This is a genomic window from Pseudomonas sp. SL4(2022), assembly GCF_026625725.1.
Taxonomy (GTDB): Bacteria; Pseudomonadota; Gammaproteobacteria; order Pseudomonadales; family Pseudomonadaceae; genus Aquipseudomonas.
Genome location: NZ_CP113060.1, coordinates 1145188 through 1161506, shown reverse-complemented (window position 1 = coordinate 1161506; position 16319 = coordinate 1145188). Strand labels below are relative to the sequence as shown.

General features: G+C 59.5%; 17 protein-coding genes and 1 tRNA gene. 4 read left to right on the top strand and 14 right to left on the bottom strand.

Annotated elements, in window-relative coordinates; genetic code table 11:
- On the bottom strand, positions 1–771 hold the full coding sequence (locus tag OU997_RS05595) for a nuclease-related domain-containing protein (RefSeq protein ID WP_267809366.1): 771 nt from the start codon (positions 769–771) through the stop codon (positions 1–3).
- A 226-nt stretch (positions 772–997) separates the two neighbouring features.
- Between OU997_RS05595 and OU997_RS05590 the strand changes: the two genes are divergently transcribed.
- Positions 998–1249, top strand: a complete 252-nt coding sequence (locus tag OU997_RS05590; protein ID WP_267809365.1) for a helix-turn-helix domain-containing protein — start codon at positions 998–1000, stop codon at positions 1247–1249.
- Here OU997_RS05590 and OU997_RS05585 read toward each other — a convergent pair.
- The 8 genes from OU997_RS05585 to rpsU form a co-directional block, all read right to left on the bottom strand.
- On the bottom strand, positions 1191–1883 hold the full coding sequence (locus tag OU997_RS05585) for a CHAP domain-containing protein (protein ID WP_267809364.1): 693 nt from the start codon (positions 1881–1883) through the stop codon (positions 1191–1193). The two genes, OU997_RS05590 and OU997_RS05585, sit on opposite strands and share 59 nt — an antisense overlap.
- 19 nt (positions 1884–1902) lie before the next feature.
- The gene (locus OU997_RS05580; protein ID WP_267809363.1) at positions 1903–2406 is read right to left on the bottom strand and encodes a hypothetical protein; all 504 of its coding nucleotides are present in this window, start codon (positions 2404–2406) and stop codon (positions 1903–1905) included.
- A gap of 86 nt (positions 2407–2492) precedes the next feature.
- Positions 2493–3380 (bottom strand): hypothetical protein, encoded by an 888-nt coding sequence (locus OU997_RS05575; protein WP_267809362.1) that lies wholly within the window; start codon positions 3378–3380, stop codon positions 2493–2495.
- A gap of 155 nt (positions 3381–3535) precedes the next feature.
- Positions 3536–4135: a PAAR domain-containing protein gene (locus tag OU997_RS05570; RefSeq protein WP_108488545.1), complete on the bottom strand. Its 600-nt coding sequence runs from the start codon at positions 4133–4135 to the stop codon at positions 3536–3538.
- 80 nt (positions 4136–4215) lie between these two features.
- A tRNA-Ile gene (locus OU997_RS05565) sits at positions 4216–4292 on the bottom strand.
- 204 nt (positions 4293–4496) lie between these two features.
- Positions 4497–6341 carry an RNA polymerase sigma factor RpoD gene (gene rpoD, locus OU997_RS05560; RefSeq protein ID WP_267809361.1) on the bottom strand — a complete coding sequence of 615 codons (1845 nt, stop codon included), beginning with the start codon at positions 6339–6341 and terminating at the stop codon, positions 4497–4499.
- A 67-nt stretch (positions 6342–6408) separates the two neighbouring features.
- On the bottom strand, positions 6409–8391 hold the full coding sequence (gene dnaG / locus OU997_RS05555; protein ID WP_267809360.1) for a DNA primase: 1983 nt from the start codon (positions 8389–8391) through the stop codon (positions 6409–6411).
- A gap of 140 nt (positions 8392–8531) precedes the next feature.
- Positions 8532–8747 (bottom strand): 30S ribosomal protein S21, encoded by a 216-nt coding sequence (gene rpsU, locus OU997_RS05550; protein WP_003296736.1) that lies wholly within the window; start codon positions 8745–8747, stop codon positions 8532–8534.
- Between the two features lie 204 nt (positions 8748–8951).
- Between rpsU and tsaD the strand changes: the two genes are divergently transcribed.
- On the top strand, positions 8952–9977 hold the full coding sequence (gene tsaD, locus OU997_RS05545; protein ID WP_108488548.1) for a tRNA (adenosine(37)-N6)-threonylcarbamoyltransferase complex transferase subunit TsaD: 1026 nt from the start codon (positions 8952–8954) through the stop codon (positions 9975–9977).
- A 35-nt stretch (positions 9978–10012) separates the two neighbouring features.
- On the opposite strand, the gene plsY is transcribed toward tsaD, so the two are convergent.
- Positions 10013–10582 carry a glycerol-3-phosphate 1-O-acyltransferase PlsY gene (gene plsY / locus OU997_RS05540; RefSeq protein WP_108488549.1) on the bottom strand — a complete coding sequence of 190 codons (570 nt, stop codon included), beginning with the start codon at positions 10580–10582 and terminating at the stop codon, positions 10013–10015.
- 73 nt (positions 10583–10655) lie between these two features.
- Here plsY and folB point away from each other — a divergent pair, with 73 nt between their 5' ends.
- Positions 10656–11012 (top strand): dihydroneopterin aldolase, encoded by a 357-nt coding sequence (gene folB, locus OU997_RS05535; protein WP_108488550.1) that lies wholly within the window; start codon positions 10656–10658, stop codon positions 11010–11012.
- Positions 11003–11539 carry a 2-amino-4-hydroxy-6-hydroxymethyldihydropteridine diphosphokinase gene (folK, locus tag OU997_RS05530; RefSeq protein ID WP_108488551.1) on the top strand — a complete coding sequence of 179 codons (537 nt, stop codon included), beginning with the start codon at positions 11003–11005 and terminating at the stop codon, positions 11537–11539. Before folB ends, folK begins: the two co-directional genes overlap by 10 nt.
- On the opposite strand, the gene OU997_RS05525 is transcribed toward folK, so the two are convergent.
- The 4 genes from OU997_RS05525 to OU997_RS05510 all read right to left on the bottom strand — a co-directional run bounded on the left by OU997_RS05525 (position 11536) and on the right by OU997_RS05510 (position 16293).
- Positions 11536–12780: a multifunctional CCA addition/repair protein gene (locus OU997_RS05525; RefSeq protein WP_267809863.1), complete on the bottom strand. Its 1245-nt coding sequence runs from the start codon at positions 12778–12780 to the stop codon at positions 11536–11538. The two genes, folK and OU997_RS05525, sit on opposite strands and share 4 nt — an antisense overlap.
- Positions 12781–12875: 95 nt before the next feature.
- The gene (locus OU997_RS05520; protein ID WP_108488592.1) at positions 12876–13388 is read right to left on the bottom strand and encodes a DUF4136 domain-containing protein; all 513 of its coding nucleotides are present in this window, start codon (positions 13386–13388) and stop codon (positions 12876–12878) included.
- A 62-nt stretch (positions 13389–13450) separates the two neighbouring features.
- Positions 13451–15031, bottom strand: coding sequence for a SpoVR family protein (locus tag OU997_RS05515; RefSeq protein ID WP_108488553.1), 1581 nt, complete (start codon positions 15029–15031; stop codon positions 13451–13453).
- Entirely contained in the window at positions 15028–16293 is a 1266-nt protein-coding gene (locus OU997_RS05510) for a YeaH/YhbH family protein (protein ID WP_267809359.1), read from the bottom strand. Before OU997_RS05510 ends, OU997_RS05515 begins: the two co-directional genes overlap by 4 nt.
- Positions 16294–16319: the final 26 nt, after the last annotated feature.

The window sequence follows — 16319 nt, the reverse complement described above, 5'->3', positions numbered from 1 at the left end:
CTAAAGGCACTGCATGGTTTTGCATTTGGGAAAGGTTGAGCAGCCCCAGAATTGTTGGCCGACATTAGCCCCTGTTTTACGGATGCGAATAACCAGGGCGCTGCCGCATTTCGGGCATTGCCGCTCGGCTGTTGGGTCGCTACGGCGTTTAAGGTTTTGCACATGCTCGCGGTGAGTGGCGAGGGTCGGCGCACGGCGGCCGGTTTGCAGTGCGTGCAGCATGGCGTCGACTTCAGCCTCGCTGAATAGCGGCTGCTGGAATGACTTGATATAGCGGATAAAGCCGATGCCCTGGGTCACGTTGGCTGGGACTTCGGTTTTAAAAGTGCTGCCGCCGACAAAGGTGATGACCGAGTGCAGGTGCTCGGGGTTAACGCCAAGGGTGGCTTCCAGTGCTTTGAGGTGCTTGTAGTTCTGCCGCAGCGGGTTCTGGAATTTGAACGTGCGTTTGTAGAGCTTCTGCGTCCACTGTGGCTGCTTTTCGCTGCCGAAGATCCAACCGCTCATGTTCTTCGTTTCCAGCACGAAGATGCCGTAGGGCGAGAGGAATACGTGGTCGATCTGCGTGGTGCCGTCGGGCGTATTGAGTGTGACGTTGTGCAGGCGGCGGTAGGTTTGCTTGTCCAGCTGCCAATGGGCAAACAGCCGCACCAGGAGTTCGCCGATATGGCCCTTGGCCCAGGGCGACTTGAGCAGGCCGAGCAGCAGCATCAGCGGGATAACCCAACCGAGCGTGCCCCAGACCTGGGCGATGATAGGGGTGAAGTCCATTTCTCAACCTTCGGTAATCCTTCGATATTTCGGATAGTACCGAAAGTAAGGGTAATTGGACGAACGTATTCAATGACGACATTCGCCTCATTGCGTGAGCCGAATATTCCGGCTATTCGGCTCACAAACCCTTTGCGCTTCCCTGCCTGAGTAGCCGCTGCGGCGTTGATTTTCTGCGAGGTCATGTATACGTTACATTTAATCAATTAAGTAACGTATTCATGACATGGACTATTCCATAATCACGCAGCGCCTCGGCGATCAGCTTCGGCAGCGCCGCTGCAATCGCGGGCTTACTCAGGCTGCGCTCGCTGCCTTGGCGGGCATCACCCGGCAAAAGGTTATCGCTATTGAGAAGGGCGACCTCTCGGTGGGAATGATGGCCTATGCACGCGTGCTGGCGGCCCTCGACGCTGAGCTCAATGTGGTGTCGGCCGCCATGCCCACGCTGGATGAAATCCACGGAGTATTCGATTGATGTCGCTCAGCTCAGGTGCGAGCATTGCATCGGCCGGCGTTAACCTGAGCCAGCCGAGTACGTTGGCTTGGCCGATGTACCAGCGCCCTTCGCGTTGGGTGAGTGGCAGGTCTTCTCTGGAGCGACCGAACGGGCCGGGGTTCTGTTGGGCGATCTGCAAGGAGTCGCTGCCGACGCTGGCGATAATCGCCACATGCCCATAGCGGTTGAACAGTGTGGGCGCGAACACCAGCAAGTCTTCTGCTTGCGGTTGCGCAGCGCTGCCATTGCGGAACTGCAGCATGGCGCGTTTGGTGTTCAGGCTGCCGTCACTGAGCGTTGGGTCGAAGAAGTCTTTGGCATGCCCGTAACTGTCGGGCATGCGGTGGTCATGGCGTTCGAAGTAATAGCGCTTCACAAACTCCACGCATTGGTAGCGCAGCCCGAGGTTGTAACCGTCCTTGCTCAGGTTGCGCCCCTGCACGGTATTGACCCCGCCGTTGTAGTAAATCGCCACGCCATTCAACTCATCAAGCTGATCGCCGACCGCATGCTGGTTGTTGGAGTTGATGCGGGTAACGGCTGCATACGTCGCCAGAGCGATCAAAGGCAGCAGAACACAGCTCGCGAGCAGGGCGATTCGGCGCTTGTTCATGGTGAGGTCGGCGCGTTAGTTAGCGGGCTTTGCGTTCTTGCTCAGCTATTTCGGCAAAGGCTTTGCGATGCTCGGCTTGGGATGCATAGTCCCCGATCACTTCGCTGACGTATTTCCCGGTTAGGTTTTCGCCAGTCTGGGCATCGCGTGAAAAAGTGACCACAAAGCGTCTGCCGACTAACTCCAGGTAGATGTTGTGGTAGTCCTCGGGCTTGTGGGGTTCGGCGAACGCGCTGTAGGCATAACGAACACGTTGGCGAAGGTCCGGAGGGTTGTCGATTAGCGTCGTTCTATCCAGCTCTGGGTATTCATCCCGCAACTCACTACTGGCTATCAGAGGTAGTTCCGCGTATTCGGACGCTGTAAAAGGCAGCGGCTTGCTGCGCAGCATGGTGTCATTGCTGGCCCCGCCATCTGCTTCAATATTGCGCGGTTTATACATGCCACTGACAAACCACTGGCTGGCATCGAACATCTCTTCGATTTCGAAACCGCCGTAATACATCATGATTTTCTTGGGCATCTCGCTCTCCTTGGCATTTAGATAAAGCCCCGTCGCTAAGCTAACGGCCAGGGCAATGCTCCATAACAGCGGCTTGTTCAAGCGCCTCATAGCGGTTTGTATTCCAGCAAAGTGGCCGGTACCCCAGTGGGCGAGTCTCCGGCACGTACGGGGCGTAACGCACCGTCTGCGTCCAGTGGGTAGCCGATGGATTGCTGGTATCTATCGCGGCTATTGGCATGGCGCGCGAGCGTTTCATCTTCCGCGCTGGCAGTTTTGAGCGGCGGTCTTGGGGCCGACTCATTAGGCAGCTGGGCGTTGGCGTCTTTGCTGGTCTGACGATGCGCTGCTAAGCGCTTTTGATAGTGGCTGCGCTGTAACTCATAACGATCCATGGCCAGCTTGTCCGCCCGGACCCTTTGCTTTGCACCCTCCAAACCGGCGCGATCTGTGGCGTTACCATAAGTCTGGTCATAATTGCTGCGCCGCGGGAATGCCCAAACAGGGGTCTGAGCGGTGTTGGCGATCAACTGCGCCAGACTCTTCTCGTACAGCGGGTCTTCGCTCTCGCTGACGTGTACGTCGGCATGAATACCAAGGCCGGTACGGCAGGCGTAGGAGTGAATCTTGGCGCTCAGGTCGAACGCTTCAGGCTTGAGCATCTGGGCCTGGGCGTCACGCAGGCGGTAGCTGTCGGCCTTGTCCAGTTCATAACCAAACTCGATGGTGCCGACCAGGCCATGGGCGAATAGGTCGAGCTGCTTGATCTCGCGCTTTTTGCTGATGCGTAAGTTGATGAAGTCGAGCAGTTGGGCAATGGAGTCGAGTTCCCGGTATTTCGCGCCATAGCGGGTTTCGACCACACCCTTCACTGCATCGAGCAAGGGGCGCTCATAGTCTTTGGTGAAAATCAGAAAAATGCGCTGGGTGGCATCGTTGGCGCTTGCGGGCGGATAAAGGCGAATTTGCCGGATACCCTGATTGATAAAGCGCATCTTGTTGCCTTTCTGTTCTCGCAGCCTCTCCATCAAAGTCATATGTGAGGCACCGACAACGGTGATGAAGTCACGCTGAAGAGAAATTGGGATCTGCTGTATTGAATGCTGGGCACTTGTTTTGCCCTGATGAGGTGCTGTCATTGCATCTGTCCTTAGAAGCGAATGCCTTTTTGCTTGAGGTGGTTGGCGGCCTCTCGACCCCAACGAACAACCACGGCTTGCGGATCTTTAGTAAACACACGTTCGGTGTTGCCGTAGGCATTGGTGTAACCGACAAAGCGCTGGCCATCGCCGCACTCGACGCAATACAACGCATCCTCGACCGGCTGGCCGCTATGGCTGTCTACCAGCTGATACTGCTCGCTGTGCCTGGGCAGGATCTCGGGGGCACTGAACGGCGCGCTGCCCGCTTGAGTGCCGACCAGTACGTCGCCTGAACCGGTAATGATGAGCCCGCCGTGAGCGGTGGCACTACCCAGAAACGCGATGGGTTTGCCATTGACCAGGATGCTGCCAATGCCTTCAGTGACCGCATCGCCGCAGGCCGTGCTGTCGCCCACACGCAAGGTCGGCAGGCTGTTGATCAAGACATCAGGCGAACCAGTGGTGGTCGGGTTGGTGCCATGCCCTGGGATGGGACACGCATTTAAATCACTGAGGCGGGAGGCGGGTTTTGCCATGGCTGTCGTCCTTGTGCCAGAGGTGTCGGCATTCTGAGCACCATGGGATTTTTCCGCTGTGGCTAAGTTCACTTTTCGGGCGGATTTGACGAGCAAGTTCAGCGGGACTTTTGGCAGGCATGAAAAAGCCGCGCAGTGCGCGGCTTTGGAGTTGGTGGGCCCACACGGACTCGAACCGTGGACCAAAGGATTATGAGTCCTCTGCTCTAACCAACTGAGCTATGGGCCCTCAGAGGCGGGCGGATTATACCGGTGCTCTTTCTTTAGCGCCAATCAGATGACGGTGTAGAGCTGCTGGATCTGATTTTTTTGTGCAATTGTCCGGTTGTCGTTCTGGTGTGCGGTTTGAAAGCAGGGTGGTGATCCGGTTTCACGCTGGAGGTGATGGAGGGCCTCTAATGCAAAACCCCCGGCAAGGCCGGGGGTTTTGGTGTTACTCGTCGAGGAAGGAGCGCAGGTGCTCGCTTCTCGTCGGGTGGCGCAGCTTGCGCAGCGCCTTGGCTTCGATCTGACGAATCCGCTCGCGGGTTACATCGAACTGCTTACCGACTTCCTCAAGGGTGTGGTCGGTATTCATGTCGATGCCGAAGCGCATGCGCAGTACCTTGGCTTCACGCGCGGTGAGGCCGGAGAGTACTTCGCGGGTGGCTTCCTTGAGGCTTTCCACGGTCGCCACATCAATAGGCGATTGCATGGTGGAGTCTTCAATGAAGTCGCCCAGGTGCGAATCTTCGTCGTCACCGATCGGTGTTTCCATGGAGATCGGCTCTTTGGCGATCTTCAGTACCTTGCGGATCTTGTCCTCAGGCATCTCCATGCGTTCACCCAGCTCTTCCGGGGTCGGTTCGCGACCCATTTCCTGCAGCATCTGCCGGGAAATGCGGTTGAGCTTGTTGATGGTCTCGATCATGTGCACCGGAATACGGATGGTGCGCGCCTGGTCGGCAATCGAGCGAGTGATCGCCTGGCGGATCCACCAGGTTGCATAGGTCGAGAACTTGTAGCCGCGACGGTATTCGAACTTGTCTACGGCCTTCATCAGGCCGATGTTGCCTTCCTGAATCAGGTCGAGGAACTGCAGGCCGCGGTTGGTGTACTTCTTGGCGATGGAGATCACCAGACGCAAGTTCGCTTCAACCATCTCTTTCTTCGCGCGACGGGCCTTGGCCTCGCCGATCGACATGCGACGGTTGATGTCCTTGATTTCAGCCAGGCTCAGCTCGCACTCGGCTTCCAGGGCAGACAGCTTTTGCTGGCAGCGCTGAATATCACCTTGCAGGTTGCCGATGGCTTCGGCGTATTTGGCCTTGCCTTTGGCCAGTTGCTCTGTCCAGGTCTGGTCAACTTCATTGCCAGGGAACAGGCGTAGGAAGTCGGCGCGGGGCATGCGAGCGTCACGTACGCACAGTTGCATGATGGCGCGTTCCTGGCCGCGCAAGCGCTCAAGGGAGCTGCGCACTCTTACAACCAGGGCATCGTACTGCTTGGGCACCAGCTTGATTGGCATGAACAGCTCGGCCATATCCTTCAGCGCAGCGTCACCCTGCTTGCTGTTGCGGCCATGCTTTTTCAGGGCTTTCTTGGCCAGCTCAAGTGCTTCGCCAATCGCGGTGAAGCGGCGCAGTGCTTCTTCTGGATCTGGGCCGCCGTCGCCTTCTTCTTCCTCGTCGTCACTGGCTTCTGCGTCGTCGTCGTCGCTCTCGTCAGCCGTTTCACCATCCTGCACCGGCAGGGGGGCGGCAGCTTCGGCTGGTACGATGCCGTCATCTGGATCGATGTAGCCACTGAGCACTTCAACTAGGCGACCACCGTCGGTGGTGACGCGGTTGTATTCGGCGAGAATGCTGTCGACAGTGCCGGGGAAGTGGGCAATAGCGCCCATGACTTCGCGGATGCCTTCCTCGATGCGTTTGGCGATTTCGATCTCGCCTTCGCGGGTTAGCAATTCCACCGTGCCCATTTCGCGCATGTACATGCGCACCGGGTCGGTGGTTCGGCCGATATCGGTTTCAACGGCCGCGAGTGCAGCCGCCGCTTCTTCCGCGGCGGCTTCGTCGGTGTCGGCTTCCGCCAACAACAGGGCGTCCGCATCCGGAGCACTCTCGAATACGTTGATCCCCATGTCGTTGATCATGCGGATGATATCTTCCACCTGTTCCGGGTCGGAAATATCCTCCGGCAAGTGGTCATTGACCTCCGCGTAAGTCAGGTAACCCTGCTCACGACCGCGGCTGATCAATTCTTTCAAACGAGACTGCTGTTGCGCTTTTCCGGACATAACACCCTATCCACTGAAGGTCTTGGCGGGCAAAAAACAAGCCGCGGATTATACCCGAGCAACGCACCTAAGCGCCAGTTGAACTCGGGGTTACCGGTGATGCATTACGGCTCAGCAAGCTGCGCAGCTGATTTTTCTCTTCTGCGCTCAACTCGCTTTGACGGGCTTTGCGCAGCAAATGTTCCAGGCTGCGCTCACGTTGGCGGGCTACAAGACTAGTTATAGTGTCGAAAAACTGTTGTTCAAGGTTGTCTACTGAAATCAGCCATTCCTTTTCCGCGAGCGCGCGCAGTAGGCGGCCTTGCTCCGTGCCATGCCAGCGTGCAATCAGTTGCAGTGAGCGCAGCTTGGGGTTTTTCTGCAGTGCGCCGAGCAGGGCGACCAGCAGCTGGGCGTAGGTGTCGTCTTCGGCGGCGAAGTGGCTTACATCTTCGACTTTCTGTGCAAGTTGCGGATGGTGTAGCAGTGTGCGCAGTGCGCTCAGGTGGGGTGATTCGACGCTGACAGCGGTACGTGGCGCGCGCGGGGCGAACTCGCCTTGGCCTTTCTTGCTCCATTTGCCGCCGTCTTTCTTCCAGTTGCCCTTGCCTTTTCCGCTGTTGTGTTCGAACTGTGGCGCGGGGCTGGGGTTTTCGTATTCGTTGCGGCTCGGTTCGACATCGTAATAGGCGCTGTCGGGGATTTGTGGGTAATCCGGGTAGTCGCTAGGCGGTGCGCTGCTCTGGCTTGGCTGACTGCTGCGCGCAGTTGGCGCCATTTGCTGCAGGGCTTCGCTGGACAGTCCGGTGATTTCGCTCAGGCGCTGGCGCATCAGGGTGCGCAGGTTGTTGCCAGGGATCTTGTCGATCAGCGGCGCGGCCAGGGTCATCAGGTGGGCTTTGCCTTCCAGTGAGCGCGGGTCGGCTTCTTCGCTGAGTTGCTGGAAGAAGTAGTCGGCCAGTGGCTGAGCGTGCTGGTTGATCCGTGCGCGGAAGGCGTCGGTGCCTTCGCTGCGTACCAGGGTGTCCGGGTCTTCGCCGTCGGGCAGGAATAGAAAGCGCGCGCGGCGGCCGTCCTGCAGGCTCGATAAGGTCGCCTCGAGGGCGCGCCAGGCGGCGTTGCGTCCGGCGGCGTCACCATCGAAGCAGAACAACACGCTGGGTACGACGCGAAACAGGCGCTTGAGGTGCTCTTCGCTGGTGGCGGTGCCGAGGGTGGCGACTGCATTGCGTAGGCCTTGTTGGGCCAGGGCAATGACGTCCATATAGCCTTCGACCACCATGATCTCGTCGAGGTCGCGGTTGTGTTTGCGTGCCTCGAACAGGCCGTAGAGCTCCTGGCCTTTATGGAAGACGGGGGTTTCCGGTGAGTTCAGGTATTTCGGCTTTTCGTCGCCCAGTACGCGGCCGCCAAAGGCAATCACCCGGCCGCGGCTGTCGCGGATCGGGAACATGATGCGGTCGCGGAAGCGGTCGTACACGCGTTTGCTTTCGGCGTTTTCAATCAGCAGGCCGGCATCGATCATGGCTTTTTGCTGCAGGCTGTCGCCGCCCAGTTGTTTGAGCAGGTTGTCCCAGCCTGGCGGCGCGAAGCCCATGCCGAAGTCGCGAGCGATTTCGCCGGACAGGCCTCGGCCTTTCAGGTAGTCAATCGCGGCTTTGCGCTGTGGGTGATTTTTCAGTGCCTGTTTGTAGTACTCGGCGGCGGCAGTCAGCAGTGGGTATAGCGGTGAGTCGGTGGGTTGGCGTGGCTTGTTGTTGCGTCCGCCTTCCTCGCGAGGCACTTCCATGCCGGCGCGCTTGGCCAGATCCTCGATTGCCTGGGGGAAATCCAGTTGGTCATGGTCCATGACAAAACCCAGGGCGTTGCCGCCGGCGCCGCAGCCAAAGCAGTAATAGAACTGTTTGTCCGGGCTGACGCTGAACGAGGGGGTTTTTTCTTTATGGAAGGGGCAGCAGGCGGTGTAGTTTTTGCCGGCCTTTTTCAGCTGGATGCGTGAGGCGACCACGTCGACGATGTCGGTGCGGTTGAGCAGGTCATCGATAAAAGACTGTGGGATCAGGCCGGCCATAGGCGCTCAGAATACTGTTGCACCTGCGTGCAGACCAGAGAGAAGCAAAAACTAAAAGACTCCGATCGTCACCCGGAGGTGGCGCGGAGTCTTAAAGCGAAGCCCGCTAAAAGCGGGCATTCAGACGTTGCGTGTACGAATTAGTACAGGCGAACGCTGCGGCGCTGCTCGCGCTGCACTTTCTTGGCGTGACGCTTAACAGCAGCGGCTGCTTTGCGCTTACGCTCGGAAGTTGGCTTTTCGTAGAATTCACGGCTGCGAACTTCAGCCAGAACACCGGCTTTTTCGCAGGAGCGCTTGAAACGACGCAGAGCTACGTCGAAGGGTTCGTTCTCTTTAACTTTGACGGCTGGCATCCAGGGCGTACCTTCTTTATTACCGGGGGTAACGTTGCTCCTGGCATTTGGCGCTGGAGAACGTAGGTTTTTAAGGGTTGCGGATGTTACCGCCTCATCGCGAGGAATGCAAAGCCTCTGATCGAAAAGCGCTGGCCGGTTCGCGCCAGCGGCCATTATCATGCGCGCCTTCGAAGTTGCACACACTACTACAAGGCACTGTCCATGCTGGTTCTGGGATTGGAAACCTCCTGCGACGAAACCGGTGTCGCGCTGTATGACAGCGAGCGCGGCCTGCTGGCGGACGCGCTGTTCAGTCAGATTGATTTGCACCGCGTCTATGGTGGCGTGGTGCCTGAATTGGCCTCGCGCGACCACGTCAAGCGGATGTTGCCGTTGATCCGTCAGGTGTTGAGCGAGGCCGGCTGCGTGGCGACTGACATCGACGCCATCGCCTACACCGCAGGCCCTGGCCTGGTCGGTGCTTTGCTGGTTGGCGCTTCTTGTGCCCAGGCCTTGGCCTTTGCCTGGGGTATCCCGGCGCTCGGTGTGCATCACATGGAAGGCCACCTGTTGGCGCCGATGCTGGAAGCACAACCGCCAGCCTTTCCGTTCGTCGCTTTGCTGGTGTCGGGCGGGCATACCCAACTGGTGCGCGTGGATGGCATTGGTCAATACCAGCTGCTTGGCGAGTCTCTGGATGATGCGGCGGGTGAGGCGTTCGACAAGACCGCCAAACTGATGGGCTTGCAGTACCCCGGCGGCCCCGAGATTGCCCGCTTAGCGCTAAGTGGCACGCCTGGCCGTTTTAAATTTCCGCGGCCGATGACGGATCGGCCTGGCCTGGAATTCAGTTTCAGCGGTCTGAAGACCTTCACTCTGAATACCTGGCAGCAGTGCCAGGCTGAGGGTGATCACTCAGAGCAGACCCGTTGTGACATCGCCCTGGCATTTCAACAGGCGGTGGTTGATACCCTCACCATCAAATGCAAGCGTGCGCTCAAGCAGACGGGCCTGAACAACCTGGTGATCGCCGGTGGGGTGAGCGCCAACAAGGCGCTGCGCCAGGCGCTGGAGCAGATGCTCGCCGAATTGAAGGGGGCCGTGTTCTATGCGCGTCCGGCGTTTTGCACGGATAACGGCGCGATGATTGCCTATGCCGGCTGTCAGCGTTTGCTGGCGGGGCAGCACGAAGAGCTGGCGATCAAGGTGCAGGCGCGCTGGCCGATGGAACAGCTGCCGGCGCTGTAAGCGGCGGCATGACGAATCAGATTCAGGTTGTGGCGTTAGAAATGCCGCTCACGGCCGGCGAACAGATCGCGTAAATTGCCGCGATGGCGCCAGACGATCAGTCCTGTCAGGACACAGACCGGTAGCAGTGCTGCGGGTTGTTGCCAGGCCAGCAGTGGCAGGGTCAGTGGGGTGGCGATCAAGGCGGCCAGTGAGCTGGTGCGGGTCAGGACAAACGTCAGTAACCAGGCGGCAACGGCCAGTAAGGCTGCGGGCGGATACAGCCCCAGGAGCATGCCGGCGGCGGTGGCGACACCTTTGCCACCACGGAAGTTGAAATACAGCGGATACAAGTGGCCGATAACGGCGGCCAGGCCGATCCAGGCTTGTTCCTGCAGGCTGAGTTGGAGCAGTTTGGCCAGTATTACTGGCAGCAGGCCTTTGAGGAGGTCGCCGATCAGCGTGAGGATGGCCAGGCGTTTGCCGGCTACCCGGAGCATGTTGGTGGCCCCGGGGTTACCCGAGCCACTGGCGCGCGGGTCCGGTCCGCCGGCCAGGCGGCTGAGCAGAATGGCGAAGGACAACGAGCCGAGCAGGTAGGCGAGGGCCGCCAACAGCCAAAACATGGTATCCATTCCGGGCAAGGGAGCCCTGATTCTAACTAGGTGCGGCAGCCTTGTCGTGCCGCGGAGAGCGTGCGTGGACACAGTTTTTATCGAGGGGCTGGAGGTCGACACGGTGATCGGTGCCTACGACTGGGAGCGCACCATTCGCCAGTGTTTGCGTTTGGACTTGTACCTGGGGTGGGATAATCGTCCGGCTGCCGTCGGTGACGAGCTGGACAAAGCACTGGATTACGCCAAGGTTTCGCAGCGGATTCAGGCGTTTGCCAGTGGCTCGCACTTTATCCTGGTGGAAACCTTTGCCGAGCGGCTGGTCGAGTTGCTCATGGCTGAGTTCCAGATACCCTGGGTGCGGCTCAAACTGACCAAGCCCGGCGCAGTACCGGCGGCCCGAGGTGGGGTGGGCGTGGAGATCGAGCGCGGATGTCGCTAACTCCCGTTCTACTTGGCCTGGGCAGCAACATCGGGCGTGAAGCGCACCTGCGCGCTGGCCTTGATGCACTCGCCGGGTTGCTCAGCGACATGCGCTGCTCGCCGGTGTTTGAAAGCCAGGCGGTCGGCATCAAGAGCGGGCCGTTCTTCAATCTGGTGGTGGCCGGCTACAGTGAGCTGCCTTTGGGCGAGCTGGATCGTCGGCTGAAGTTTATCGAAGCCGATAACGGTCGCTATGCGCCGGAGCGCAAGGGGCTGCCACTGGACATCGATGTGCTGCTGTACGGCGATCTGGTTGGCAACTTCGATGGCTTGATCCTGCCGCGTGCAGAAATCCTCAAGAACGCATTCGTGCTTTGGCCGCTGGCCCTGCTGGTGCCGGATGTTATGCACCCGGCGCAACAACGCAGCTTTGCCGAGCTCTGGCAGGCCGCGCAGATTGAGCAGCAGCTTTGGCCTGTGGCGTTTACGTGGCATGAGCAAGCGCTAACACCTGCAGAATTGCTTGCGCTTTACCCGGTCCGTTAGTCCTGCGCGGTACTGGCGGAGGCTGTTGCCTTGAACGTTACCAGTGCCTGCAGGCGCTCTCGGTTTAGCGCTTCACCCAGTTCGGCGCCTTTCAAGCCTTGCTCTAGCAAGGGTTGTACGGCCACAGCGCGTGCTGCTTGCATGGCGGCGCGCAGATAATCTGCTTGTGGATACGCGCGTTGCTCCAGGCCCAGGCGTCCGCGGGCGTCCATTTCACAGGCGGCGATAAATTCTTCGAAGCGCTGCGGGCGGCGGAACACGTCGAAGCCTTGCAGCAGTTTGAGCAGGGTCGACGCCTTCAGCTCCAGAGCGCGGTGACCGTGGGTGTGGTATTCACCAACCTGCAAGGCCAGTTCCTGGCAATCCTTGGGCGCCTTGCAGCGCTGGTTGATGGCGCGGATCAGCTTCAGGCCGGTGTGTTCGTGGGCGATATGTCGGGGCCATTCGGCCTCCGGCGTCAGGCCTTTGCCGACATCATGCAGCAGGCAGGCCCAGCGTACGGTCAGCGGTTGCTGGTGTTCGGCGCATTGGCGCAGCACGCTGAGTACATGCTCGCCGGTGTCGATCTCCGGATGGTGGGCGGCGGGTTGTGGCACGCCGAACAGCGCGTCGACCTCGGGCAGCAGTTCACGCAGGGCGCCGCAGTCACGCAGCACCTGGATAAAAACATCAGGGCGCGATTCCATCAGGGCGCGGGAGACTTCCTTCCAGCTACGTTCTGGTGTCAGCGCGCTTAGCTCGCCGGACTCGCTCAGTTCGCGCATCAGCACCAGGGTTTCAGGCGCTACGCGAAAGCCCAGTGGTGCGTAACGGGCGGCAAAGCGGGCGACGCGCAATACGCGCAGTGGGTCTTCGGCGAAGGCCGGGGAGACGTGGCGCAGCAGCCGGGCTTTGAGGTCGCGTTGGCCACCGTAGGGATCGATCAGCGTGCCGTGATCGTCTTCGGCCATGGCATTGACCGTCAGGTCGCGGCGGATCAGGTCTTCTTCCAGGGTCACGTCCGGGCTGGCGAAGAAGGTAAAGCCGCCGTAGCCGCGCCCGCTCTTGCGTTCGGTGCGGGCCAGGGCGTATTCCTCGCCGGTCTGCGGGTGCAGAAACACCGGAAAGTCGGCGCCCACCGGGCGGTAGCCCAACTCAAGCATCTGTTCGGCGCTGGCGCCGACGACGACCCAGTCGATTTCGCTGACTTCACGACCCAACAGGCGATCCCGTACGGCACCGCCGACTTTGTAAATCTGCATCATGGTTCCTCCTCTAAGTGCGGAGGATAGCGGCTGGTCGCTGACGAAGGGTAGCCTGGATGCCGTTCTGAACCGCCCTTAGAGACGCAGTCGGGCTAGGGGCGGGCTCGTGGAATTTGCTGCAAGAGCGCCTGGGTAGCGCGTTCGAGCAGTTCGGCGCTGTCCCTGGCGGGGCTCAGGCCGGTGCTGATCAGGCCTTCCCAGAGAATATCCTGATTGGGTGTGGTCAGGCGCAGGCGCAGGGTGCCGGTTTCATCGCGCAGACGATGGATGGCCTGGTAGGGGCCGAGCAGGGTTGGCGGTGCTGCATCGGTTTTGAAGTCCAGTGGGCTGTCCTGTACGGCCAGCCAGTAATACACCTGAATCTGTGCCTGCGGACTGGCCTGGTAGCCACGGTTGCTGAGGCCTTCGCGCAGCAATTGTTCAAGCTGTTCGTAGCGCTCGGCAAACGGTACCTGGCCCTGTACCGCCTGCTCGGCGGCGATCAGGCTGAAGCGGTGTTTGCCTGTTAGCGCCTGGCTGGCCGGCGTGAGTACCTGGGCGCGTGGCAACTGGTTGCTGCAGGTGGCGAGTGCCAGGCACAGCAGTAGTACGATAAACAGGCGCATCAGCATGCTTCCGATTGGTCTGTTGGCCATGCTGCTGCTCGCGCTCACTCCCACGCAACCGATCAAATGGGCGGGATCATCAGGTCGAGGCGTGGGTAGTCGGTGTCATGTGCGTTGTCGTTTTGAGGCGGCACGTGCTGGGTACTGACCAACTGCTCGCCTTGATAGATCTCCAGATGGATGTTGAAGCCCCACAGACGATGCAGATGTTTGAGCACTTCTTCGGTCGAGTTGCCCAGCGGCTTGCGGTCATGTTGCTGATGACGCAAGGTCAGTGAGCGATCACCACGCCGATCGATACTCCAGATCTGCACATTGGGTTCGCGGTTGCCCAAGTTGTATTGCGCAGCCAGGGTCTCACGGATGCTGCGATAGCCGGGCTCGTCATGAATGGCGGGGACGTACAGCTCGTCCTTCTGGTCGTCGTCGAGAATGCTGAACAGCTTGAGGTCGCGGATCACCTTGGGTGACAGGTACTGCAGGATAAAGCTCTCATCCTTGAAACTGGTCATGGCGAACTTCAGGGTACTCAGCCAGTCGCTGCCGGCAATGTCGGGGAACCAGCGTCGATCTTCTTCGGTGGGCTCTTCGCAGATGCGGCGGATGTCGCGGTACATGGCAAAACCCAGGGCATAGGGGTTGATGCCGCTGTAGTAGGGGCTGTCGAAGGGCGGCTGGTAGACCACGCTGGTGTGCGACTGCAGGAACTCCATCATAAAACCATCGGTGACCAGACCTTCGTCGTACAGGTCGTTCATCAGGGTGTAGTGCCAGAAGGTCGCCCAGCCTTCGTTCATCACCTGGGTCTGGCGTTGTGGGTAGAAGTACTGGGCGATTTTGCGCACGATGCGAATGATCTCGCGCTGCCAGGGTTCCAGCAGTGGCGCATGTTTCTCCAGGAAGTAGAGGATGTTTTCCTGCGGCTCGGCAGGAAAGCGTTTGCTGTCTTTGCCTTCACCCTTGTTGGCGCTTTTTGGAATCGTGCGCCAGAGGTCATTGATCTGCTTTTGCAGGTGCTCCTCGCGGTCTTTCATGCGCCGCCGTTCTTCCTCGGCGGAAATCGGGTAGGGGCGTTTGTAGCGGTCCACACCATAGTTCATCAGGGCGTGGCAGGAATCGAGCAGGTCTTCCACGGCGTCGATGCCGTGGCGCTCCTCGCACTGCATGATGTACTGCTTGGCGAACACCAGGTAGTCGATGATCGAGCTGGCGTCGGTCCAGGTGCGGAACAGGTAGTTGCCCTTGAAGAAGCTGTTATGGCCATAGCAGGCGTGGGCGATCACCAAGGCCTGCATGCAGATGGTGTTCTCTTCCATCAGGTAGGCAATACACGGGTCGGAGTTGATCACGATCTCGTAGGCCAGGCCCATCTGCCCGCGCTTGTAGCCTTTTTCGGTGCTGAGAAAGTGCTTGCCGTACGACCAGTGGTGGTAGCCCAGCGGCATGCCGACCGAAGCATAGGCATCCATCATCTGCTCGGCGGTGATCACCTCGATCTGGTTGGGGTAGGTGTCCAGCGCATAGCGCTCGGCAATACGGGCGATCTCCCGGTCGTATTGACGGATCAGTTCAAAGGTCCATTCCGAGCCGGTAGAGATCGGCTGGCGCTTTCTCTCGCGGGTGCTGCTGTCGGACGTGCTCATGTGGTTAGCCTCCGCTGGAACAGGTCGCGGAATACCGGGTAGATATCGCCGGCCGATACCAACTGCTGTTGGGCGAAGGTGTCGGCGAAGGCTTCGCTGACGTGTTCGTATTCAAACCACAGCGCCTGATGCTCGCGCGGGGTGATCTCGACGTAGGTGAAGTACTGCACGAACGGCATGATCTGCTTGATCAATATATCCCTGCAGATCGGTGAGTCGTCATTCCAGTTATCACCATCCGACGCCTGGGCGGCGTAGATATTCCATTCGTTGACCGGGTAGCGCTCGGCCATGATCTCCTGCATCAGTTTCAGTGCGCTGGAGACGATGGTGCCGCCGGTTTCGCGGGAGTAGAAGAACTCTTCTTCGTCCACTTCGCGTGCGCTGGTGTGGTGACGGATGAATACCACGTCGATCTTGTCGTAGTTGCGCTTGAGGAACAGGTACAAGAGGATAAAGAAGCGCTTGGCGATGTCCTTGGTCGACTGCGTCATCGACCCGGAAACATCCATCAGGCAGAACATCACCGCCTTGGAGCTGGGGTTGGGCTGTTTGACCAGCAGGTTGTACTTGAGGTCGAAGGTGTCGAGGAAGGGCACGCGTTTGATCCGCGCGCGCAGTTTGCTGACTTCTTCCTCAAGCGCCTGGATATCGCCGAGGTTGTCGGGCTGTTCCCGCTTCAGGCGTTCCAGTTCGGCCTGGGCGTTCTTGAGTTTGTTGCGGCTGCTACCAGACAGGGCGATGCGTCGGGCGTGGGCGGAACGCAGGGTGCGCACAATGTTGATGCGTGATGGGTTGCCTTCGTTGCTGATTCCCGCGCGTACGCTCTTGAAGGTGTCGCTGCCGGTCAGGTGGCGTTTGATCAGGTTGGGCAGTTCCAGATCCTCGAACATGAAATCGAGGAATTCCTCCTGGGTGATCTGGAAGACGAACTCGTCCATACCCTCACCGGAGTTGCTCGCCTTGCCCGCGCCTTGTCCACCGCCTTGCGGGCGGGCAATCTTCTCACCGGTGGTGAATTCGCGGTTGCCGGGATGCACGGTGGTCTGGCGACCGCCGCGGCCGTGGTGCAGGACTGGCTCGTCGATATCGCGGCCGGGGATGCTGATCTGTTCGCCGTGCTCCATATCGGTGATGGAGCGGCGGCTGACCGCTTCTTCCACGGCCTTTTTGATGTGGTCGCGGTAGCGCCGCAGGAAGCGCTGGCGGTTTACCGTGCTCTTGTTCTTGCCGTTCAGGCGTCGGTCGATCACATGGCTCATAACTGCCCTCCGTGCGCTGCAGACAT